Annotated in this window: 20 protein-coding genes and 1 pseudogene; 17 read left to right on the top strand and 4 right to left on the bottom strand. The window is 54.5% G+C overall.

Annotation, left to right across the window (positions count from 1 at the left end):
• Positions 1 to 13 precede the first annotated feature (13 nt).
• The 12 genes from WJU16_RS10570 (at position 14) to fabF (ending at position 12054) form a co-directional block, all read left to right on the top strand.
• Entirely contained in the window at positions 14 to 757 is a 744-nt protein-coding gene (locus WJU16_RS10570; protein WP_341838282.1) for an ABC transporter permease, read from the top strand.
• A 24-nt stretch (positions 758 to 781) separates the two neighbouring features.
• Positions 782 to 1594: an ATP-binding cassette domain-containing protein gene (locus WJU16_RS10565; RefSeq protein WP_341838281.1), complete on the top strand. Its 813-nt coding sequence runs from the start codon at positions 782 to 784 to the stop codon at positions 1592 to 1594.
• 96 nt (positions 1595 to 1690) lie between these two features.
• Complete coding sequence (sucD, locus tag WJU16_RS10560) at positions 1691 to 2572, top strand: succinate--CoA ligase subunit alpha (protein WP_341838280.1); 882 nt, start codon at positions 1691 to 1693, stop codon at positions 2570 to 2572.
• An 87-nt stretch (positions 2573 to 2659) separates the two neighbouring features.
• The gene (locus tag WJU16_RS10555) at positions 2660 to 3685 is read left to right on the top strand and encodes an FAD-dependent oxidoreductase (protein WP_341838279.1); all 1026 of its coding nucleotides are present in this window, start codon (positions 2660 to 2662) and stop codon (positions 3683 to 3685) included.
• A gap of 54 nt (positions 3686 to 3739) precedes the next feature.
• Positions 3740 to 5491 carry an aspartate--tRNA ligase gene (aspS, locus tag WJU16_RS10550; protein WP_341838278.1) on the top strand — a complete coding sequence of 584 codons (1752 nt, stop codon included), beginning with the start codon at positions 3740 to 3742 and terminating at the stop codon, positions 5489 to 5491.
• Between the two features lie 77 nt (positions 5492 to 5568).
• Positions 5569 to 5919, top strand: coding sequence for a hypothetical protein (locus WJU16_RS10545; protein WP_341838277.1), 351 nt, complete (start codon positions 5569 to 5571; stop codon positions 5917 to 5919).
• Positions 5920 to 6079: 160 nt separating this feature from the next.
• Positions 6080 to 6589: a glucosaminidase domain-containing protein gene (locus tag WJU16_RS10540; RefSeq protein WP_341838276.1), complete on the top strand. Its 510-nt coding sequence runs from the start codon at positions 6080 to 6082 to the stop codon at positions 6587 to 6589.
• Positions 6590 to 6640: 51 nt separating this feature from the next.
• On the top strand, positions 6641 to 8020 hold the full coding sequence (locus WJU16_RS10535; RefSeq protein WP_341838275.1) for a hypothetical protein: 1380 nt from the start codon (positions 6641 to 6643) through the stop codon (positions 8018 to 8020).
• Positions 7995 to 9179, top strand: a complete 1185-nt coding sequence (locus WJU16_RS10530; protein WP_341838274.1) for a GDSL-type esterase/lipase family protein — start codon at positions 7995 to 7997, stop codon at positions 9177 to 9179. The genes WJU16_RS10535 and WJU16_RS10530 overlap by 26 nt, the downstream gene beginning before the upstream one ends.
• A 3-nt stretch (positions 9180 to 9182) precedes the next feature.
• Positions 9183 to 9323, top strand: a complete 141-nt coding sequence (locus tag WJU16_RS10525) for a hypothetical protein (protein WP_341838273.1) — start codon at positions 9183 to 9185, stop codon at positions 9321 to 9323.
• Positions 9324 to 9379: 56 nt separating this feature from the next.
• Positions 9380 to 10666, top strand: coding sequence for an MBOAT family O-acyltransferase (locus WJU16_RS10520; protein ID WP_341838272.1), 1287 nt, complete (start codon positions 9380 to 9382; stop codon positions 10664 to 10666).
• A gap of 125 nt (positions 10667 to 10791) precedes the next feature.
• The gene (gene fabF, locus WJU16_RS10515) at positions 10792 to 12054 is read left to right on the top strand and encodes a beta-ketoacyl-ACP synthase II (RefSeq protein WP_341838271.1); all 1263 of its coding nucleotides are present in this window, start codon (positions 10792 to 10794) and stop codon (positions 12052 to 12054) included.
• A 201-nt stretch (positions 12055 to 12255) separates the two neighbouring features.
• Here the strand turns inward: fabF and WJU16_RS10510 are convergent, their stop codons facing one another.
• On the bottom strand, positions 12256 to 12570 hold the full coding sequence (locus WJU16_RS10510) for a hypothetical protein (protein ID WP_341838270.1): 315 nt from the start codon (positions 12568 to 12570) through the stop codon (positions 12256 to 12258).
• 193 nt (positions 12571 to 12763) lie between these two features.
• On the opposite strand from WJU16_RS10510, the gene WJU16_RS10505 reads away from it, so the two are divergent.
• Positions 12764 to 13402: a hypothetical protein gene (locus WJU16_RS10505; RefSeq protein ID WP_341838269.1), complete on the top strand. Its 639-nt coding sequence runs from the start codon at positions 12764 to 12766 to the stop codon at positions 13400 to 13402.
• 277 nt (positions 13403 to 13679) lie between these two features.
• Here WJU16_RS10505 and WJU16_RS10500 read toward each other — a convergent pair whose 3' ends face one another.
• The gene (locus tag WJU16_RS10500; protein ID WP_341838268.1) at positions 13680 to 14546 is read right to left on the bottom strand and encodes a hypothetical protein; all 867 of its coding nucleotides are present in this window, start codon (positions 14544 to 14546) and stop codon (positions 13680 to 13682) included.
• Between the two features lie 365 nt (positions 14547 to 14911).
• Between WJU16_RS10500 and uvrA the strand changes: the two are divergent.
• The 3 genes and pseudogenes from uvrA to WJU16_RS10485 all read left to right on the top strand — a co-directional run bounded on the left by uvrA (position 14912) and on the right by WJU16_RS10485 (position 18967).
• Positions 14912 to 17790 (top strand): annotated as a pseudogene (gene uvrA, locus WJU16_RS10495) (excinuclease ABC subunit UvrA).
• Positions 17791 to 17814: 24 nt separating this feature from the next.
• The gene (locus tag WJU16_RS10490; protein WP_341838267.1) at positions 17815 to 18282 is read left to right on the top strand and encodes a DUF6452 family protein; all 468 of its coding nucleotides are present in this window, start codon (positions 17815 to 17817) and stop codon (positions 18280 to 18282) included.
• Complete coding sequence (locus WJU16_RS10485; RefSeq protein WP_341838266.1) at positions 18254 to 18967, top strand: DUF6048 family protein; 714 nt, start codon at positions 18254 to 18256, stop codon at positions 18965 to 18967. Before WJU16_RS10490 ends, WJU16_RS10485 begins: the two co-directional genes overlap by 29 nt.
• A gap of 123 nt (positions 18968 to 19090) precedes the next feature.
• Here WJU16_RS10485 and WJU16_RS10480 read toward each other — a convergent pair whose 3' ends face one another.
• Positions 19091 to 20218, bottom strand: coding sequence for an SMI1/KNR4 family protein (locus tag WJU16_RS10480; protein ID WP_341838265.1), 1128 nt, complete (start codon positions 20216 to 20218; stop codon positions 19091 to 19093).
• 27 nt (positions 20219 to 20245) lie between these two features.
• Positions 20246 to 20692, bottom strand: coding sequence for a GNAT family N-acetyltransferase (locus WJU16_RS10475; protein ID WP_341838264.1), 447 nt, complete (start codon positions 20690 to 20692; stop codon positions 20246 to 20248).
• Between the two features lie 96 nt (positions 20693 to 20788).
• Here WJU16_RS10475 and WJU16_RS10470 point away from each other — a divergent pair, with 96 nt between their 5' ends.
• Positions 20789 to 22276 (top strand): ATP-binding cassette domain-containing protein, encoded by a 1488-nt coding sequence (locus WJU16_RS10470; RefSeq protein ID WP_341838263.1) that lies wholly within the window; start codon positions 20789 to 20791, stop codon positions 22274 to 22276.
• The last annotated feature ends 4 nt before the right edge of the window (positions 22277 to 22280 follow it).

Below are 22280 nucleotides of genomic sequence, written 5' to 3'. Positions count from 1 at the left end.
TCTTTGACAAGTTATGGAGTTCAGGTTTTTTTATCATTTCGGCAGGTTTTTGCTGATGTTGAAAGGGATGTTCTCCCGCCCGGAGAACATGAGGATGTACTGGAAGGAGTTTATGAAACAGTGTGTGGACATCGGGATCGGATCCCTGGGCATCGTAGTGATCATCTCCACTTTCCTTGGCGCCGTTACAACGGTGCAAACGGCTTACCAGCTGGTAAGCGGGTTCATTCCCAAATCCACCATCGCGATGGTGGTGCGCGACACGATGATCATCGAGCTGGCGCCGACCATGATTTGTATCGTGCTGGGCGGCGTGGTCGGCTCCAAGATCGCGTCGGAACTGGGGAACATGCGTATTTCCGAGCAGATCGACGCGCAGGAGATCATGGGCATCAATACCAAAGCCTACCTGATAGGCCCCAAGATCCTGGCGGCTTTGCTGACGATCCCCGCGCTGGTGGTGATCGCGGCGTTCCTGGGCATTTTCGGCGGGCTGGAAGCGGGCAAGCTGAGCGGCATCCTGTCGCATGAGCAGTTCATGGAAGGGCTGCGCAGCTCGTTCGATGGGTACAATGTATTCTTCGCCCTGAGCAAATCTTACACATACGCCTTCATCATATCGAGCATACCGGCTTATTACGGGTACCATGTGCAGGGGGGCGCCCTCGAGATCGGGAAAGCCAGCACCACCGCGGTAGTTGTGAGCTGTGTGATGATCCTTTTTGCCGACTATGCCCTGGCGGCCATGCTGCTGTAACCCTCAAACCGAGAAGAACGATCTATGATAGAACTGAAAAATATCCGCAAGAGTTTTGGAGAAAAGGAGATACTGAAAGATGTGTCCGCCACCATGGAGGCCGGTAAAACGAACCTCATCATCGGCGCCAGCGGCAGCGGAAAAACGGTGCTCATGAAGTGCATGGTAGGCCTCATGCCCGTAGACAGCGGTCAGGTGCTGTATAGCGGGGAAGACTTCACCGCCATGGACGATAAGGAAAAGAAGCCCATCCGCCAGGCCATCGGGATGCTGTTCCAGGGCTCGGCGCTCTTCGACTCCATGACCGTGGAGCAGAACATCTTGTTCCCGCTGGACATGTTTTCCAGCATGAGCTACAAAGAAAAACGCAAGCGGATGCAGGAGTGCCTCGATCGGGTGGAACTGAAAGACGCGAATAAAAAATTCCCCGCCGAAATCAGCGGCGGGATGAAAAAGCGGGTGGGCATCGCCCGGGCTATCGTGCTCAATCCCAAATACCTGTTCGTGGACGAGCCCAACTCCGGCCTCGATCCACAGACCTCCCTCGTGATCGACAAGCTCATCAAAGACATTACCGTTGATTACAACATCACCACGGTGGTGAATACCCATGATATGAATACCGTAATGGAAAGCGGGGACCATATCATCTACATGCACCAGGGGCAAAAACAGTGGGAAGGCAGCAATGAAGACATCATTTTCAGTGAAGACAAGCTGCTGAACGACTTTATTTTCGCTTCCGAGTTCTTCCAGGACATCAAGGAAATGCGGAAAATGGAGATGTTCCGGGACAAGAAATGGCGGCAGAAGGGTGGAGAAGGCGGCAACAAATAGTTAATATTCCTCAACCAAGGCGGCTTTCCTTTTCTTTTTAGCCATTATCCGTTATTTTTGCCCCACCTTATCTAAAAAATAATTAAATCAGACGCGATGAGTGTTTTAGTTAATAAGAACAGCAAAGTGATCGTGCAGGGATTTACCGGTACTGAAGGTACTTTCCACGCCACACAAATGATCGAGTACGGCACCAACGTGGTAGGTGGCGTAACGCCGGGTAAAGGCGGCAGCTCCCACCTGGAGCGCCCTGTGTTCAATACCGTGGCAGACGCGGTAAAGGCGACGGGAGCGGATGTATCCATCATCTTCGTACCGCCGGCATTCGCGGCAGACGCGATCATGGAAGCTGCTGACGCGGGCATCGGCCTGGTAGTGTGCATTACCGAAGGTATTCCCGTTCAGGACATGGTGAAAGCCAAGAACTACCTCAAAGCGCATAATACCCGCCTGATCGGTCCCAACTGCCCGGGCGTTATTTCCGCAGAAGAAGCCAAAGTAGGCATCATGCCCGGCTTTATCTTCAAAAAAGGTAAAATCGGCATCGTATCCAAATCCGGTACCCTGACTTACGAAGCAGCCGACCAGGTGGTAAAAGCCGGTCTGGGTGTTTCCACCGCCATCGGTATCGGCGGCGACCCGATCATCGGCACCACTACCCGCGAAGCGGTGGAACTGCTGATGAACGATCCCGGAACCGAAGCCATCATCATGATCGGTGAAATCGGCGGTTCTATGGAGGCGGAAGCTGCGGAGTGGATCAAAGCCAATCCCCACAAACCCGTTGTAGGCTTCATCGCCGGCCAGACAGCGCCTCCGGGCCGCCGTATGGGCCACGCAGGCGCCATCATCGGTGGTGCGGACGATACCGCCGCCGCAAAAATGAAGATCATGCGCGCCTGTGGCGTTCATGTGGTAGACAGCCCCGCAGACATCGGCAAACGCATGGCCGAAGTGCTGAAAGGCGTTCCCGCCTGATCAACCCGGTAATATTTACCTATTATACATCCCCGTTGCGCATCGTGACGGGGATTTTTTTGCCCTTACCTTTGCTGCGGAATTTTTATGGAGACAGTAGATTACATACTCGCGGGCCAGGGCGTGGCCGGCACCTTGCTGGGATGGGAAATGCGGCAGGCGGGATTGAAGATCGCCGTGTTCGACGACGGGCGCGCCGATGCCGCGTCGCGCCTGGCGGCGGGGATCATCAACCCGGTGTCGGGGCGGCTGTTCGAAGTGTCGTGGCTATACGATACTATTTACCCGCTGGCGCTAGCCACCTATCGCGCCATGGAGGCGGCATTGGGCGTTTCCGTGTTCACGGAAAGGGATATCTGGAACGTGTGGCCTACCGCCCAGATGCGGGACGCATTTGCCGCGCACCCTACGCCATATAGCGTTTTCCCGGAAGGGGAAAGGTATGAAGGCTTGCTGGAAGCGCCTTTTGGCGCGGGGATCGTGAAGGGCGCGAACGTGGACCTGGGGGCATTGCTGCCGGCATGGGCGGCGCATATCGGGGCCCGGAGGGAGACATTCGAGATGGCGGCGCTTGAATTGAAGGATCATGGTGTTGTTTACAAGGACTTACAGGCAAAAGCAGTGATCTTTTGCGAAGGGGCGGCTTCCCCGCGAAATCCCTGGTTCGGAAAATTGAAATTCCATCCCAACAAAGGCGAAGCCCTCATCATCCGCCTCCCATTTGAAACCGCGGATATCATCAAAAAAGGCGTTACGCTCGTTCCCCTCGGCGACCAAACCTACTGGGCCGGCGCCACGTTTGCCTGGGATTATACCGATATCAACCCTACAAATGAGGCGCGGGCGCAGATCGAAGCCCAGCTGCAGCAACTGTTGCTAACGCCGTATGAAGTCATCGGGCACCGCGCGGCTGTAAGACCAACGGGGCCGGACCGGCGGCCGATGGCGGGGCTGCATCCGCATAACCCGCGGCTGGGGATTTTTAACGGTATGGGGTCGAAAGGTTGTTCCCTCGCGCCCTGGGCCGCACGGAAATTTGTGGGTAATCTCATCCACGGAGAAGCCATCCCGCCGGAAATTGACATAAATCGGTTTTTTAGAGCCTTGCGGTAGCATTTCCCGCAGCCTTTCTTATCTTTGACCTCCTTATTAAAAGAACAGCAAACAATGTACAGATCGCATACATGTGGAGAATTGCGCATGGAACATGTGGGCCAGCCGGTAACCCTGGCCGGATGGGTGCAAACCGTCCGCAAGTTTGGTAGCATCACTTTCGTGGACCTGCGCGACCGTTACGGCATCACGCAGCTCCTCCTCGGCGAATCGCTCAACGCACAGCTCGACCAACAGCCTATCGGCCGCGAATTCGTGATCCAGGTGAAAGGCACCGCCACCGAGCGTACCAATAAAAACCCCAACATCCCCACCGGAGATATTGAAATCACCGTATCGGAATTCAGCATCCTCAATGGTTCCAAAACGCCTCCCTTCACCATCCAGGACGATACCGACGGTGGAGACGAGCTGCGCATGAAATACCGTTACCTCGATCTGCGCCGCAACATCGTTAAACAAAACCTCACGCTCCGCTACCGCGTAAACCGCGCCGCCAGGAACTTCCTCGACGGCCGCGGGTTTATGGAAGTGGAAACGCCATACCTCATCAAATCCACACCGGAAGGCGCGCGCGACTTCGTAGTGCCCAGCCGTATGAACCCTAACCAGTTCTACGCCCTGCCGCAGTCGCCCCAAACCTTCAAGCAACTGCTCATGGTGAGCGGCTACGACCGGTACTACCAGATCGTGAAGTGCTTCCGCGACGAAGACCTCCGCGCCGACCGCCAGCCCGAATTCACGCAGATCGACTGCGAAATGAGCTTCGTCGACCAGGAAGACGTGCTGAACAACTTCGAGGAGATGACCAAACACATCTTCCGCGAAATCAAAGGCATCGAATTCAACGAGCCCTTCCCCCGCATGACCTGGGACGATGCCATGAAATACTATGGCAACGACAAACCCGATATCCGTTTCGAAATGAAACTGGTAGACCTCGGCGAGCCCGGCCGCGGCAACGGCTTCAAAGTGTTCGATGATGCAGAACTGGTAGTAGGGATCAACGTGAGCGGATGCTCGGAGTACACCCGCAAGCAGCTCGACGAGCTGACGGAATGGGTGAAGCGCCCGCAGATCGGCATGAACGGCCTCGTTTACATCAAGCACAACACCGACGGTTCCCTGAAATCGTCTGTCGATAAATTCTTTAACGAGCAAGCGCTGAAACTGTTTGCAGACCAGTGCCAGAGCCAGCCGGGCGACCTTATCCTGATCCTCGCGGGCAAGGAAGAGCGCACGCGCAAGGCGATGAGCGAGCTGCGCCTGGAAATGGGCGAGCGCCTCGGTCTTCGCAACAAGGACGTGTACAAACCGCTTTGGGTGATCGACTTCCCGCTGTTCGAATACGCGGAGGAAGATAACCGCTGGGTGGCGCGTCACCATCCGTTCACGGCGCCGAAACCGGAGCATATCCATTTGATGGATGATTTGTCGCAGTACGCGAAGATCAAAGCTAACGCGTACGACATCGTGCTGAACGGCACCGAGATCGGCGGCGGCTCCATCCGTATCTTCCAGCGCGACCTACAGGAGAAGATGTTTGCGGCGTTGGGTATGAGCAAGGAAGAAGCGGACCACAAATTCGGGTTCCTGTTGGGCGCGTTCGAATATGGCGCGCCTCCGCACGGGGGGATCGCTTTCGGGTTCGACCGTTTCTGCTCCCTGCTGGGCGGCAGCGAAACCATCCGCGACTTCATCGCTTTCCCGAAAAACAACTCGGGCCGCGACGTGATGTTGGATGCGCCGTCTTCCATCGACCAGGTGCAGCTGGATGAGCTGGCCCTTTCGCTCGTGAAAAAATAATCTTTCCGAAACGACATTTACCTAATGAAAGCCATATCCCCGCAGGGTATGGCTTCTCTTTTCAGCATACAGAAACAATGGAAACGACAATTCAAACCATCGCCGCCATACAAAAGCTGGATCTCCGCGACCAGGGGATTTTCCAGCTGAAGATCAATTTCGAGGACGAAACGATCGCCGTGACGCTTGCCGTGTACGACGAAAAATCGGACGAAGACCGCCTGTATCCTTTTGTATTCGACCAAACGGCTGATTTGCAGCTGGATATGGATCTGCGGGCATTTTACAACATGCAGATCGAAACCTGCGAGGTGATCCTGCTGGACGACGGCCGTTATTGGCTGAAGATGGTGGTGTACCAGGGACATGGCCTCCGCACCGGCCATCTGAATTTTACGTTTGCGGATTGCGCGCAGGATGAGAATTAACGCAACATGCAAAAATATTAGGGTGTGGTAGTTAATATGGTATTACGATATTGATGAATTAGAACATATTAACATATTACTTACATTTTATCTTTTAGAAAGGCGTAAATTTGCGGGGTGATAAGGAACCGGTGCAGATTGGATGATCTAAATAGTTCGCATGTTTTTATCCAAAAGAAGACTGCTGCTGGGCGGGATGCTGATAACCAGTTTATCCGTTTCGGCGCAGAAGACCCCTCAAAAGTACCTCGAGAAATTTAGCCCCGTTGCAGTTAGCCTCTCCCAGGAAACCGGTGTTCCGGCAAGTATCATCCTCGGCATCGCGATGCTGGAATCAGGAAGCGGTACGAGTAAGAATGCCCGCTTGCTCAGGAATCACTTCGGAATCGTCGGGAAAAACAACCTGGCGAAGCGCGGTTTCACTTACCGCAGCATGTACCGCGAATACACGACCGACACAGCGTCTTACCGCCATTTCACCAAAGTAGTCATGAAAAAGAAATGGTTTGCCACCATGAAGGGTAGCGATGATTATGAACAATGGCTCAATAAACTCATCCGTTCCGGGTATTCGACCGCGGGGCAGGTGTGGGTGAGCCGGGTACGGTCGATGATTAAAAAATATAAATTATACGAGCTGGATGATGCAATGAAGCTGGCCAAATATTAGATTTGCGACAGTTAGCGGCGGTACGTCCGCCTGTTTCGAATATGCCGACTTATGTCTTCCGGAAATAAACATCCCTATCCGCTTCTCATTACCCTGGGCGCTATCGCCGGCCTGGCCGCGATTTCGTTCGGGAAGCCAGTCGTAACCGCGGGAAACCACACCCTCCGCCCGATGGATATTTTTGCGGATCTCCGTACGCCCGATCCCGTTATGGAGCCGGCGGCGGATACTGCTTTGCTTGCCGCAACTGATCCCGCGGGCGGTTTGGATTCGCTGCAACGGGCGCCCCTCCCGCCGAGGGATTACCTCACTTACCCCGGTATTCTCGATTACGGCTACACGACGGGCCCCTCCGGTTCCGGTATGCACCATTTCATGGAAGCGCTCCGCCAACTCCGGACAGGATCCCGCAAAAAAGTACGCATCGCTTATTTCGGGGATTCCATGATCGAGGGCGATCTCATCACCATGGACCTCCGTGACAGCCTGCAATCCTACTTCGGCGGCGAAGGCGTCGGCTTCGTGCCCGCCACCTCCGTGGTTTCCGGGTTCCGCACCACCATCACCCACAGCTTTTCTCCCAACTGGACCGACTATCATTTCAAAAATTCCCCGCCCGCAGGCGTGGAATTAGGTATTTCAGGGCACGCCTTCGTGCCCGCGCCGGAAAGCTGGGTGCGCTTCTCGCCCGTCAAACGCCAGCGGCTCGACGAATTCGGGGAAGTCAGCATCCTGTACGGGAAAGGCTCCGGGAAAGTGCGCATCAACGACCGGCCGGCGGATCTGCAAGGCATCGGAAAACTCAATTCCTATTCTTTCTATACGGATTCGGCTACACGATCCCTCACGTTCAAATTTCCCGGCAATCAGCCACTGCCTTTGTATGGCGTGTGCTTCGAAAGCCGGGAAGGGATTTTCCTCGACAACTATTCTTTCCGCGGTATCAGCGGCGTGGAGCTGGGAAAGCTGAGCAGTGATATGTGGAAACAGGTGCAGTCCGTTCGGCCATACGATCTGATCGTGCTGCATTACGGCGCCAATGTGCTGTTTATGCCGGAGAACACGCGGTTCGACTGGTACGAGCGGCCCATGGAAAAAGTGGTGGATTCGCTGCGGCGGTACTTTCCGCAATCGAGTTTCCTGATCGTGGGCACGGCGGATAAGGCGTATCGCAAGAATGGCAGGTATGTAACGGCGCCGGGCGTGAAGGCGTTGTTGAAAGTGCAGCACGAATTCGCGGAAGAGAAAGGACTGGCGTACTGGAACCTGTACACCGCTATGGGCGGCGATGGGGCGATGGCGCGCTGGGTGGAAGGCGAGCAGGCGCTGGCGAATAAAGATTACACACATTTTAATTTCCGCGGGGCTTCCAGGGTGGGCGCCCTGTTGTATAAAGCGATCATGGATGAATTCAGGCAGGAAGCTATGTAGGCGGTTGGTTGCGGCGATGCTGGTTACCGGCAGCTGGATGGGCGCTTCCGCACAGAAGCTCCTTAACGATACGGTATTGTACCCGTTGTACGAAAAACTCGCTTCAGATTCAACGCGAATATCCATCCTTCACATCGGGGATTCCCATGTGCAGGGCGGCTTTTTCCCCGACGCGGCGCGAAAGGAATTGCAGGAAAGGTTCGGGTACGCGGGAAGAGGGTTTGTATTCCCCTACAAATTGGGCGGTACAAACGGTCCGGCCGATTACACCTGGAGCAGTCCCCAACGATGGAAAGGTGAACGGATGGTCGACCGGCATATCAGTGAGTGGCCGGGGATGGGTGGTTTGATGTTGTCGCGCGATAAAACCGCGGCGAGCATCACCTATACTTCCGACAGCACTATCGGGAAGCTGACTTTCTGGTTTAAGGGGCCCGACTTCCCGGAAGTGGAAAACGGCCATGTGTACGACGGCGGAGAGGATTTGCCTGCCCGGCGCGGTGTATATGTGGCAGACAGCGGTGTAACATCCGTCACGTTGCGGTTCCCTTCCATCTGGCGGTTTTATGGCGGAATGGAAGCGCGCGGTGATAAAGGGATTACATACAACGCCATCGGCATCAATGGCGCGCAGCTGATGCATTACAATCAGCAGTATGGAACGGAAGATGGGCTGATGGTTTACCTGGCGGAAGAATTTGTGCCGGACCTGGTAATTTTGTCATTAGCCACCAACGAAGCGTTTGGCGGCGTTTCGGCGGAACAGCTGAAGGCGGAGATGAAGACGGCCGTGCGGGATTTACAGCAGGGCCCCGGTGATCCGGTGTTTATTTTCACCACACCGCCTTCCGGGATGATGAGGAAGCGATCCGTTCCTTACCGTCCGAAAGGATCCAAAAAAACGCGTTACCGCACGACTTACGTAGCGGTGCCCCAGGCCGCAGTGCTCCGGCAGGCGATCATGGAGTTCTGCCGGGAGGAAGGGCACGCCTGCTGGGACCTGTTCGGCGATATGCGCGGCGATGCCAGATTCTCCCGCGCCTGGAGCCACGATCGTGTACATTTCAATGCCTATGGATACCGGCTGCAGGGCGAATTGCTCGGCAAAGCCATCCTGAACGGATATCAACAATGGCAACAAACCATACGGAAAAACTGACGCATGTCTTTCGAGAACCTCGCATCCCTGTTACTTTACAATGAAAAGTCGCCGATACTTTTCAACAGCGGTTTCTTTCTTTTCTTCCTCGCCGCGTTCCTGCTCTGCTACCAGCTGGTGCGCAACAGCGAAAGGGGCGCGTAGCGGTATTCAGCGGATTCAGCCTTTATTTCTTCTATCTCGCCTGCGGCGAATACGTATTGCTGGTCATCATCGCCGCCATCGTGGATTTCTATCTCAGCAACCGCATCCACCGGGAAACAAAGGAAAGCGTCCGGAAGGGGTTGTTGTGGTTTAGTGTGGTGATCAACCTCGGGCTGCTGTTCTATTTCAAATACACCAACTTCTTCATCACCTGCATCAACGACCTGGCCGGCGGAAACATCCATCCCATCCAGGTGCTGCTGCCGATCGGGATTTCCTTCTATACCTTCGAAAACCTCAGTTACACGGTGGACGTATACCGGCGGGAAATCAAGCCGGTGGACAAGTTCATGGATTATCTCTTCTTCCTGTCCTTTTTCCCGAAACTGATGATGGGGCCGATCGTGCGCGCGGCGGATTTCATCCCGCAGATCCGCAAGCCGTATGTGCTGAACGGGGAAGATGTAGGGAAGGGGATGTTTCTTATCATCAACGGCCTGTTCAAAAAGGTGGTGATCTCCGATTTTATTTACCAGCACTTCGTACAATATATTTTCGACGATCCTTCGCGCCACACGGGTATTGAGTGCCTGCTGGGCGTGTACGGATACGCGATGGTGATCTACTGCGATTTCTCCGGTTATTCGGATATGGCCATCGGGATCGCGCGGTGGACGGGCTTCGTTATCCCCCCGAACTTCGACAAACCTTACCAAAGCAGTTCGATCACGGAATTCTGGCGGAGATGGCATATCAGTTTGTCGAGCTGGTTGCGGGATTACGTATACATCCCGCTGGGCGGCAACCGCAAAGGGACGTTCCGGCAGTATATGAATCTGATGCTGACGATGCTGGTCGGCGGGTTCTGGCATGGCGCCAGCTGGAATTTTATTTTCTGGGGCGGCGTGCACGGCGGTTCGCTGGCGGTGGATAAGTTATGGATCAGGTGGCAGAAAGGCGTAAAGTGGTTGAAAACGGGCCCTGTGCGGGCGGGTTTGTGGAAGCTGGGCGGCGTGTTGTTTACGTTCCACCTGGTGTGTTTCTGCTGGGTGTTTTTCAAGATGGAGACGTTTGCCGGCGCCTGGGAACTGCTGGGGCAGGTGACGGGTAATTTCCAGGGGCATTTGGTGTGGGATGTGATGGCGGGTTATCCGCAGGTGATGTTGTTGATGGGTTTGGGTTACTTATTGCATTTTTTGCCTTCGAAATGGGACGACAGGCTGGCCGGGAGCTTTTCGCGCCTGCATTGGGCGGGAGCGGCGGCGGTGATGGTATTGTTCATATGGTTGTTGAATGAAGTGAAGACGCAGGAGCCGATGATGCCTATTTATTTGCAGTTTTAAGGGGGATTTGGTGTGTGGGGATTTAAAAATCAAACTATATGTGTCTTTTTTCTCATGCGTATGCACAAACGTGATAATAAACGAGTAACTTTGCGTCCTAACTTTTGTCATTCAAAGTAAAACTTATGCGCACTGTTACACTGAGGAGAGTCGTAATCACCGGGATGGGAGCCATCACGCCGATCGGTTTGGATGTAAACTCCTTCTGGGAAAACCTGAAAGCCGGCAAGAGCGGCGCGGGTCCGATTACCCGGTTCGACACCACAGCATTCAAGACTAAATTCGCCTGTGAACTGAAGGGACTGGACATTGAATCATATATCGAGAAGAAGGAAGCGCGGAAAATGGACATGTTTACGCAGTATGCGATGATCGCTGCCACGCAGGCGATCGAGAACAGCGGCGTGAACCTGGAGACGGTGGACCGCAGTAAGTTTGGGGTGATCTGGGCGTCGGGTAACGGCGGTATGCAGACCTTCGAGGACCAGATTGTGGAGTTCACGCAGATGAATTTTGTGCCGAAGTTCAACCCGTTCTTTATTCCCCGTTTGATTTCCGACATTGCCGCCGGTCAGATTGCGATTAAGTACGGTTTGATGGGTATTAACTATTGCACGGTTTCCGCATGTGCATCTTCCAACAGTGCGTTGGTAGACGCGTTTAACTATATCCGCCTCGGTAAGGCAAACATGATTGTGGCCGGTGGTTCGGAGAGCCCTGTGACCCGTGCGGGTATTGCGGGTTTTAACGCGTTGAAGGCGTTGAGCACGCGAAACGACGATCCGGAGCATGCATCGCGTCCGTTCGATAAAGACCGTGATGGTTTTGTGATGGGTGAGGGTGCGGGAGCGATTATCCTGGAAGATTACGACCATGCGATTGCGCGTGGGGCGACGATATACGGTGAAATGGTGGGCGGCGCGATGAGTTGCGACGCGTATCACCTGACGGCCACGCATCCTGAGGGCGCCGGTGCGCAGCTGGGCATGAAGGAAGCGTTGGATGACGCGGGTTTGTCGCTGACGGATGTGGATTACATCAACGCGCATGCTACATCTACGCCTTTGGGCGATGTGAGCGAGCTGAAAGCGATCCAGACTTTATTTGGCGAGCATGCGAAGAAGTTGAACATCAGTGCAACGAAATCGATGACGGGCCACTTGTTGGGGGCAGCCGGGGCGATTGAGGCGATTGCATGTATTATGGCGGTGAAGGACGATATCGTTCCGCCGACGATTAATACGACTGAGTTGGGCGAGGATATTCCGCAGGGGTTGAACCTGACGTTGGGTAAAGCGCAGCAGCGCACGGTGAATGTGGCGTTGAGCAATACGTTTGGCTTCGGCGGGCACAATGCCATCGCGGCTTTCGCGAAGTTCAAGGGGTAATTTTAATGACATAACTGACGATAAAAAAGGGCGGAAATATAACTTCCGCCCTTTTAGTTTTTTACGCATTATCAAATCAAATATCCGGTTCTTTTCTTTCTTTTTGCTAAAAAATTTAGTAATTTTATATCCGTTAACCTTCCATCCCAAAACGATGTAGGCTTTTTAATGATCACAACATTTTGATTTCCGATTGTAATGTCAGCCTTTGGTGGCCGGCTTGAATGGCAGTCCTGGCAGTTGTTCCGGGTAAATCCTGCGGTAAAGGGCTTTTATGGCCTTGTGTGTCTGCGGAATGCGGGCATCATGTAATAATGGCGCAGGTAATGGAACGGCGGAAGCGGGGTGCCGGTCGTGGTAAGTATACTGCGGCGGGCCTTGTAATGCCTTTCGGGAAAGTAGTTCCCTGGCAGCGTGCGGCGTAAGATGCGCGGCGTCCGGTGCGGTGCGCGTAGTTTTTGCGGGCTCGGGGCATTGTATGGCAACGGGGGATTTCGGTCGCGGAGGGGCTGGCATGTCTTCTCCAATAAACGGAAATCGCAGGTGTGGGGAAGCTGATGATCGCGGGATGCGTAATCAAAAAAGAAAATTAAACGAAGAGATGAAACATTGTAAAACCCTGTTTGTGCTGGTATCAGCCGCCATTGTTATGTTGACTGCGGGATGTTCCCGGCAGACGGTTCATCCGGTTCCGATCCGGTACAATTTTTTGGATCAGATACCGGATGCCGACCCCATGTTGCTGGACACGGATTTCGTGTCGGCCAGCCTTTTGGTTCCCGGCGATACGTTGCCTGTGGCGGGCTCCGCAGGGATGCCGCATCAACCTGCTCCCATTCGCTACCGCTTTGAAGTAGCGTCTGAACCGGATCGTGATCCCATGCTGCTGGAAGCTTCTCTGGTAATGGGTTCTGTGGCATCGAAGCCTACCGCTATCTGCTACCGCTTCGAAGTATCGTCCGAACCGGATCGTGATCCCATGCTGCTCGAAGCGCATGAGATGCTGGAAGCTTCACTGGTAGGAGGTTCTGTGGCATCAACGCCAGGGCCTGCTCCCATCCGTTACCGCTTCGAAGTAGCTTCCGATCCGGATCGTGATCCTATGTTGCAGGAAGCTTCTCTAATAGCAGGTTCCGTGGCATCGAAGCCTGCGCCTATCCGTTACCGCTTCGAAGTAGCGTCCGAACCGGATCATGATCCCATGTTGCTGGAAGCGTGGAACATACTGGAAGCTGGGCTGGTAAAAGGAATAGCGAATTCAGTAGTTATCCCGGCAAGAAAAACGGATGCCCGGCAGCACGAGGCCGCGGGTATAACAGCCGCCAGTCTCGTAAGGATCTTTCGTTAATGGAAACCCTCCGGTGAACGGCCGGCGATGTACGTCACATTGCCGGCTGCCATCACCGGTTCAGCAGAGAAACGGCCTTTCATAGCATATCAGCCCGAGTCCGACAATTGGTAATTGATACATGCCGGTGTTGACCGGCGGGAAAGTAAGACAACGGGCGCAAATGTTTCATAATGGGGCAAAATATGAGGGTATGAATGGGGTGATAATCATTTTCATAAACAATACCAGCATCTTTCCGGCTACATCATGTCCGCAACCGGAAAGATGAACGTCTTTAGATTTTCTTGTGACCGGATTTACACTTGTACGTCAATGTAACGGTGCGGATGTAAAGCCCCTGGTTCGGGCCGCCATCGCCAACACGGTGCACATAGGAAACCACCTTGTCCCTGCTGATCACGACATCAGTGATTTGTTCTGTATCAAACTGGTATCCGCTCATGTTGTAAGCAATCGATTTGGGAACATGGCGCGGCCGGAAATCGATCAGCCCGAATTGTTCCAGCAGGAAAGTGGTGGACCAGATCGGGGTTGAATTTGTTACATAATAGATCTGCGCCGGCTTGATGGGTTGGTTGTAGTCGTAGGTCCATTCCGTTATGCTCATGCCGTCCGTCAGTTTGAGCACATTGCCGTGGGCGTCGCGGATGATTTGTACATCTTTCTTTACCCCGGGACCATATTCTTCATTGAAATACGTTGTAAAACCGGTGAGTTTTTTGGTGGAATTGTATTGGTAGTAGGTTCGGGTAGGGAACTCGTTCGGCAGCCCGGTGGGATACCATTTGGCGGAATCCGGTTGTCCGCAGCTATTGAACCATACGTCCATCCGTTTGATGCCGCTGCCGCTGTCGGTCAGCGTCATGCGGTTGCCGGCGTAAGTGATGTTGCTGACGATTTTCGTTTCCCAGCCGGTCATGTAACCACGATGTTTGTAGGGCCGGTTATCGGGGTTGCGGAAGATCTCCGAGGAATTCTCCGGTCCTTCGGAGTCGCGGGAGAGGCCTTGCGTGGTATGCAGCGCGGTCAGTAGGCAGTCTTCGGTGGCGGGGCAGGGTTTGGGCTGATGGGGGAAATGAGGTTTCTTGCAGGCCGTAACAATCAACATGGCCAGGAAAAAAGCATTGTGGATTTTGTGCATAAAAGCGGGTTTAAGTGGGTGAGTATATCAGGTAAAACAGAACAACAATGGCCTCATCCGGTCGGAACAACCGGGAAGGCATAAAAATCCAGGCGGGGCGCATAGTATGATGCGATCGGTAGGGGATAACATCCGCATTTCAGAAATCGGGTTAATGTGATTTCAGCAGGGGGATTTCGGGCTAACAGGTCGCACAAGCGTGACGATCACTGAATTTAAAACGGAAATCAACAAGTTGGTTATCTAACCATACATATTTGATTTATTGATATTCATTTTATTGTAATGTGAGGTGCAAATTCGGATTTTTCCATCCCTTGTTAAATGCGTAGTTTTATACCCTCAATTTGCGTTCGGGATCTAATATGGCAAAGCAAAAGCAAAAAACAACGGAACAACCGGCTCCAATCGTGCAGGGAGATGAAATGATCGAAGTTTACGGCGCCAGGGAACATAACCTGAAAAACCTGGATATACGTATTCCGAAGAATAGCCTGGTCGTTATTACGGGCATCAGCGGCAGCGGCAAATCGTCGTTGGCGTTTGATACGATTTATGCGGAAGGGCAGCGCCGGTATATGGAAAGCTTCGGCGCCTACGCCCGTCAGTTTATCGGCGACATGGAACGGCCGGATGTGGACAAGATCACAGGGCTTTCCCCGGTGATTTCCATCGAGCAGAAAACGACCAACAAAAACCCCCGCTCCACCGTGGGCACCATCACCGAGATTTACGACTTCCTCCGCCTGCTCTACGCTCGCGCCAGCGAAGCCTATTCCTATAACACCGGCAAGCGCATGACCCGCTTCTCTGAAGAGGAGATCATGGCGCATATCTTTTCCCATTTCCCGAAAAAGAAACTCGTCATCCTCGCCCCCTCGTCCGCGGCCGTAAAGGCCATTACCGCGAACTTTTCGAACAAGTCCGCAAACAGGGCTTCGTGAAAGTACGTGTGGATGGCGAAGTGATGGACCTGAAGGAAAGAATGCAGGTGGACCGGTACAAAATCCACGACATCGAACTGGTGATCGATCGCATCCAGGTGCAGGACGATGCCCGCGTCCGCATCAGCCAGAGCGTGCAGAAAGCGCTCCAGCTCGGTAAAGGCCTCATGTTCGTTATGGACCACGACACCAGCAAGGTGAGCCAGTACAGCCGCCAGCTGATGTGTGAAGACACCGGCATTTCCTACGAAGAGCCTTCGCCCAACACGTTCTCCTTCAACTCGCCTTACGGCGCCTGCCCCCGCTGCAAAGGCCTCGGCACCATTTACCAGATCAATATGGACGAAGTGCTGCCCGACCGCAGCAAATCCATCAACGAAGGCGGCCTCGTGCCCCTCGGCGAAGCGCGCGACACCTTCACCTTCAAACAAGTACAACAACTCGCGAAGAAATATAAATTCTCCCTGACCGCTCCCATCGATAAAATCCCCGAAAAAGCCCTCAACGTGCTCCTTTTCGGTGATGAGAACGGCAAACTGGAAGTAGATTTGGATTTCGGTGACGAAGGCGCGCAGGAGGCGTATGCTACGGAATACGAGGGCGTGGTGAACCTGGTCCGCCGCTACTTTAAAGATTCTACTTCCGATTATGTGCGCAATTGGGCCGAGGGATTCATGCAGCTGTCGGCCTGCCCCGAGTGCAACGGCACCCGCCTGAAGAAGGAAAGCCTGATGTTCAAGGTGGATGGGAAGAACATCGCCGAGCTCGGCGAGCTTAACCTCGCCAGCCTGGCCGAATGGTTCAGCGATATCGAAAAGCGCCTCGATAAAAAGCAGAACGTAATCGCCAAAGACGTGCTCAAGGAAATCCGCGAGCGCCTCGGCTTCCTGCTCGATGTGGGGCTTACCTACCTCACCCTCAGCCGCGCCACCCGCACACTGTCTGGCGGCGAAAGCCAGCGTATCCGCCTGGCCACGCAGATCGGTTCCCAGCTCATGGGCATCACATATATCCTTGACGAACCCAGCATCGGCCTGCACCAGCGCGACAATATGCGCCTCATCGACGCGCTCCGCAACCTTAAAGAAATGGGTAACTCGGTGCTGGTGGTAGAGCACGATAAAGACATCATGCTGCATGCGGATCACCTCATAGATATCGGTCCGGGTGCGGGTTTGCACGGTGGCCAGGTGGTGGCGCAGGGTACGCCCGCGGAAATGCTGAAGCTCAAAACCGCGACGGCGGGCTACCTGAACGGGATACACGAAATCCCTGTTCCCCAGGTGCGCCGCAAAGGCAACGGGAAGTTCCTGGAGCTGAAAGGCGCCACGGGCAATAATCTCAAGAACGTCAGCCTGAAACTGCCGCTCGGTACGTTCATTTGCGTAACGGGCGTATCCGGCAGCGGCAAATCCACGCTCATCAACGAAACATTATACCCGATCCTTTCCCGCCACGCTTATAACTCCAAAATGACGCCCATGCCGTACAAAAGCGTGAAGGGGCTGGAGGAGCTGGACAAAGTGATCGAGATCGACCAGTCGCCCATCGGCCGGACGCCGCGGAGTAATCCGGCAACGTATTGCGGGTTTTTCACGGAGATCAGGGCGCTTTTTGCCGCCGTGCCGGAGGCCAAGATCCGCGGGTACAACGCAGGCCGGTTCTCCTTCAACGTGAAAGGTGGGCGCTGCGATGTTTGCGAGGGCGCCGGCGTGCGGGTGATCGAAATGAACTTCCTGCCCGACGTGTACGTGCATTGCGAGAAATGTAACGGCCGCCGCTACAACCGCGAAACCCTCGAAATCCGTTATAAGGGCAAATCCATCAGCGACGTACTGGATATGACGGTGGAGGAAGCTGTCGAGTTCTTCCACGCCGTGCCGTATCTTCACCGCAAGATCAAGACCTTGCAGGATGTGGGGCTTGGTTACATTACGCTCGGGCAATCGGCTGTAACCCTCTCCGGAGGTGAAGCCCAGCGCGTGAAGGTGGCTACCGAGCTGTCGAAAAAGGATACCGGCAAAACCATTTATATCCTCGATGAACCTACTACCGGGCTTCATTTCCAGGATATTCAGCTGCTGCTTAATGTGTTGAATAAGCTGGTGGACCGTGGCAACAGCGTGCTCGTGATCGAGCATAACCTGGATGTGGTGAAAGTGGCGGATTACGTGGTGGACCTCGGGCCCGAAGGCGGCGAAGGCGGCGGGCGTATCCTGGCTACCGGTACCCCGGAAGAAGTCAGCAAGTGCAAAGAAAGCCATACCGCCATATTTTTGAAAAAAGAACTCAAGCAATAGGCTTCCATGCCATCAGCCCGCTATATGAAATATCTGATCCTGTTACTTTGTAGTTTCACGGCGCTGGCCGCCTGCAACGACGATACAAAATCGTGCGACCAGGATACGCGCACCTTTGCCAACGCCCGCTTTCGTTATACAAAGCCCGGCACCAACACCATCGTGGATACCGTGATGCCGAAAGTGACGGTTTGGGGGCTGGGGAAAGACAGCCTGATCCGCAAGCGCACCGGCATGAGCGGCATGCAATTGCCGCTGGATGCCAATAACGATACTTCCCGGTTTTATTTCCAGACGGATAGCACGCGCGTCGCGGATACGCTTACTTTCGCCTATAAGCGCCAGCCTCACTTCGTGTCGGCCGGTTGCGGGGTGGCGATGTTTTACAATATCGACTCCGCCTGGTCTACCCAAAACGTCGTTAAATCGGTGCAACTCAATGCCAAAAACATAACCACGATTAATGAAGTCCACATTATCCTCCATTTTTAGCGCCTGCTTCCTGCTCATGGCACTCGCGGCCGGCGCGCAGGACAAAAAGAAGGACTCCGTCAAAGGCCTGGTGGTGGAAGTGCCGGCAGGCCTGCGCATCGGCACAGACCTCACGCGGGTGGCGATGCACTTTTTCCAACCCTACCGGACAGACGCGACGATCACGCTTGACGCCCGGTACCGCGACCGTATTTTCCTTGCGTCGGATATTTCCTGGAACCGGACTTCCCATTCCGATACTTCCTATACTTACAAAGGCGGCGGCCTGGCGATATCGCTCGGGGCGAATTACAACCTGTTGAAAAAGCAGGTGCCCAAGGAGAATTTCATGTTGTATGCGGGGATGAAGTACGGTTTCGCCCTGTTTAACTACGAATTGCCCGCCTATACTGTGCCTGGCAGTTATTGGGGTGATTATCACAGTTCCGTGAATTCAGCTACCAAATCGGCCCATTGGGTGGAATTGTCGTTGGGGATAAAAGTAGAAGTGCTGAAGAATTTCTATGTTGGCTGGAGCCTTCACGACCGCTTGCTGTTGACGAAGAAGCTGTCGAAGGGGGATTATCCCCCGATGGTAATACCGGGTTACGGCAAGGGTAACAAGGGAAATGTGTTTGACGTGCAGTACACGGTGTCGTACTTGTTGCCAATGTGGAAAGTGAAGCAGAAGATGAGTCTTCCTTAATTAATAGGGTACGTAAAAAATCCCCGGTTGGCAGGCCAGCCGGGGATTTTTTTATTTGGGGCGAATAAAAGAAATCCCCGGCCGGATGACGGCCAGGGATGATGTATAGCTATTAGAAGTTGATTATCTGTTGAAATCACGGTCTTCGCCGCCACCGCGTTCGCCGCCACGGTCGTATCCGCCGCGATCACCGCCACGGTCGCCGTATCCGCCGCGATCGCCGCGGTCATCTCCGCCGCTTCCGCGATCATAACCACCGCGATCACCGCCGCCATATCCACCACGGTTGCCGCCGCCGTATCCGCCGCGATCACCGCGATCGTAACCGCCGCCGCCACCGCCGCGATCATATCCACCGCCACCGCCGCCATAGCCACGGTTTCCACCGCCGCCATAACCGCCTCCGCCGCCGCGGTTGCCGCCATAGCCTCCGCCACCGCCGCGATTACCGCCACCGTAGCCTCCGCCTCCGCGGTTGCCGCCGCCGTATCCGCCACCGCCACGGTTGCCGCCGCCAAAGCGACCGCCGCCGCCGCCGAAGCCTCCGGGGCGAGGTGTCTTCTTCTCGATACCCCAGAGATATCCTTCCTTGAGACGGATGATGCCGCGGGGATCGGTGCTGAATTTGCCCCAGGCGAACCCGGAACCTACTTCACTGAAACGCAGGTCGCCCAGCATGTAATAATGCGGGAGGCGGCGCGCGAAGTCGGACAGTTCGGGATCTTCGGAATAGCTGGCTTCGTCGCGGGAAACAAGGCCGTCTTCACGGTTCCAGATATCGTTTACCACGATTTCATGCACCATGCCGATGCTGGATTTGCGGGGATCTTTACCGTATTCGTGGAGTTGTTCGAGGAATCCGGTGAGGGAATCCGCTTGTTTCACGATAACGGCGGGAGAGTGGCCCACGTAGAAAACGCTGCCCCAATCGCCTTCGGTATCCACATCGATCACCCAGCTGTTGCCGTAGCCGTCGCCGGCGATACGGATGGAGCGGGGGATCAGGTTGGGGATTTCGAACTCATTCACCGCATCAAAGGTGATGGCGTCCAGGCCGTAAAACAGAAAACCGCTGGAAAAGGCCAGGAGTTCCCTGATCTCGTCCGGGATATAATTGGTGCGCAATTGGTTGCCGATGTCGTCAATTTCTTCTTCGGAAAGCCCCGGGAATAATTCTACCGAGTATTCCTCTTTCTGTTGCGTATAATACTGCTCGTCCAGCATTTTACGCAGCTGTTCAAGTGGCGTCATTTGAATGTATTGCTTTATATAAATATGTTAGTCTCTGATCATTTCGATATGGGGGATATTATCCTCCATATACGTATCACTTCGTTGTACGAACCCCAAAGATTCATAAAATTTCTGTAAATATTGCTGTGCGCTGATCTTAATTGGCATTTTCCCCCATTTATCCTGCACCGTGGCGATTGAAACGTGCATCACCTCCCGGCCGAAACCGTGCCTCCGGGCAAAGCCCGCCGTTACCACCCGACCGATGGATGCCATGTCAAACTTGATGCCGGGACCGAATACCCGCGTATAAGCTGCCAATCCGGCACGCGTCATCCCCATAACGTGGACCGCCAACTGGTCGTAATTATCCGCATCCTGATAGGCGCATTGCTGCTCCACGACAAAAACTTCATTACGGAGCCGCAATATCTGGTACAACTCTTCATTGCTGAGCGCTTCGAATGTCCTGATTTCCCACCTGATGTCCATTATATGCCTCCTTTTAGATAAAATTTCACGTTTGGGGGTTTGATTTCAGGTTTAGAGTGCCGAAATTGGCCCCGGAAACCATACAGCCTTATTATTATGAGCAGCCATTCTCTCCCATTCCTGTCCATGGACCACATCACGGTCCGCAACCAGCAGCACACCCTCCTCCGGGATTTTACCTGGCAGGTGAACACTGGCGAGCACTGGGCTATCGTTGGCAGGAGCGGGGCCGGTAAAACCAGCCTCCTCGACACAATTATCGGCAAAAATAATGTGATCGGCGGGAGTATCCGACATTATTTTTATGAACGCTACCGCGAAACGCACCAGATCAGCGACCCTTACTTCAATTATCGCCGCCTGGTGGCCATGGTAGGGCATCACAACGATTTCAGGAATAAGTCAAACATGCCTGACTTTTACTACCAGCAACGGTTCAACTCCATGGATTCGTCGGATGCCCCCACTGTCAGCGAATACCTCGAAGACTGCCAGGACGACCCGCTGCTGGCGCCGCTCAACATCGGCCCCCTCCGCCATAAAGAGCTAATAAAGCTCTCCAACGGCGAAACCCGCCGCGTGATGATCGCCAAAGCCCTCCTCCGCCAGCCCTCCCTGCTCCTGCTCGACAACCCCTTCATCGGGCTCGACGTCCAGGCGCGCCAGGCCTTCCGCGGCATCGTAGACCACCTCGCCGCCTCCGGCGTGGCTGTGGTGCTCGTTACCACCCCGCAGGAAATCCCCGCCGCCATCACGCACGTCCTCGAACTGGAGGAAGGCCGCGTCGCCGGCTCCTGGTCCCGCGACGCCTTCCTGGCGCAATACCGCCCCGAAGCCCCCGGTTCCGCCGTTACCTCCATGGACGCCGCGCTCGTGGCTTCCCTCACCGAAAATACCCCGGCAGACGACTTCCCCTCCATCGTGCAAATGGAAAAAATCCATGTGAAGTATGGAGAGAACGTTATCCTCGAGGGCATCGACTGGCTCGTGATGCCCGGTGAGAAATGGGCGCTCCTCGGCCCGAACGGCTCCGGGAAAAGCACCCTGCTCAGCCTCATCACGGCGGATAATCCCCAATCCTACGCCAACCGCATCCACCTCTTCGGCCGTAAAAGGGGCAGCGGCGAAAGCATCTGGGACATCAAGCGGAAGATCGGATTCGTTTCCCCAGAATTGCACCAGTATTTTCAGTCCAACGCTACCTGCCTCCAGGTGGCCGCTTCCGGGTTCTACGACACCATCGGCTACATGCGCCCGGCCACCCCGGAGCAATTGGCCGTCGCCGGCAAATGGCTGCAGCTGCTCGAATGCGGTGATTATGCCGAAGAATTTTTCAAAAGCGTGCCTGCCGGCATCCAGCGCCTCACGCTGCTCGGCCGCGCCCTTGTCAAAAATCCGCCGCTGCTTATTTTCGATGAACCCACCCAGGGGCTCGACGACCACCAGCGCAACCACTTCAAAAAAGTCATCGAAATGCTCTGCGAACATATGAACGTGACCATGATTTACGTTACGCATTACGAAGAAGAGCTCCCCGCGCCCGTAGACCGCTTCCTGCGCATCCGGAATGGGAAAATGATATAAATCC

The sequence above is a fragment of the Chitinophaga pollutisoli genome, assembly GCF_038396755.1.
In the GTDB taxonomy this organism is placed as follows: Bacteria; Bacteroidota; Bacteroidia; order Chitinophagales; family Chitinophagaceae; genus Chitinophaga; species Chitinophaga pollutisoli.
This window is presented reverse-complemented; position numbering and strand designations above follow the sequence as displayed.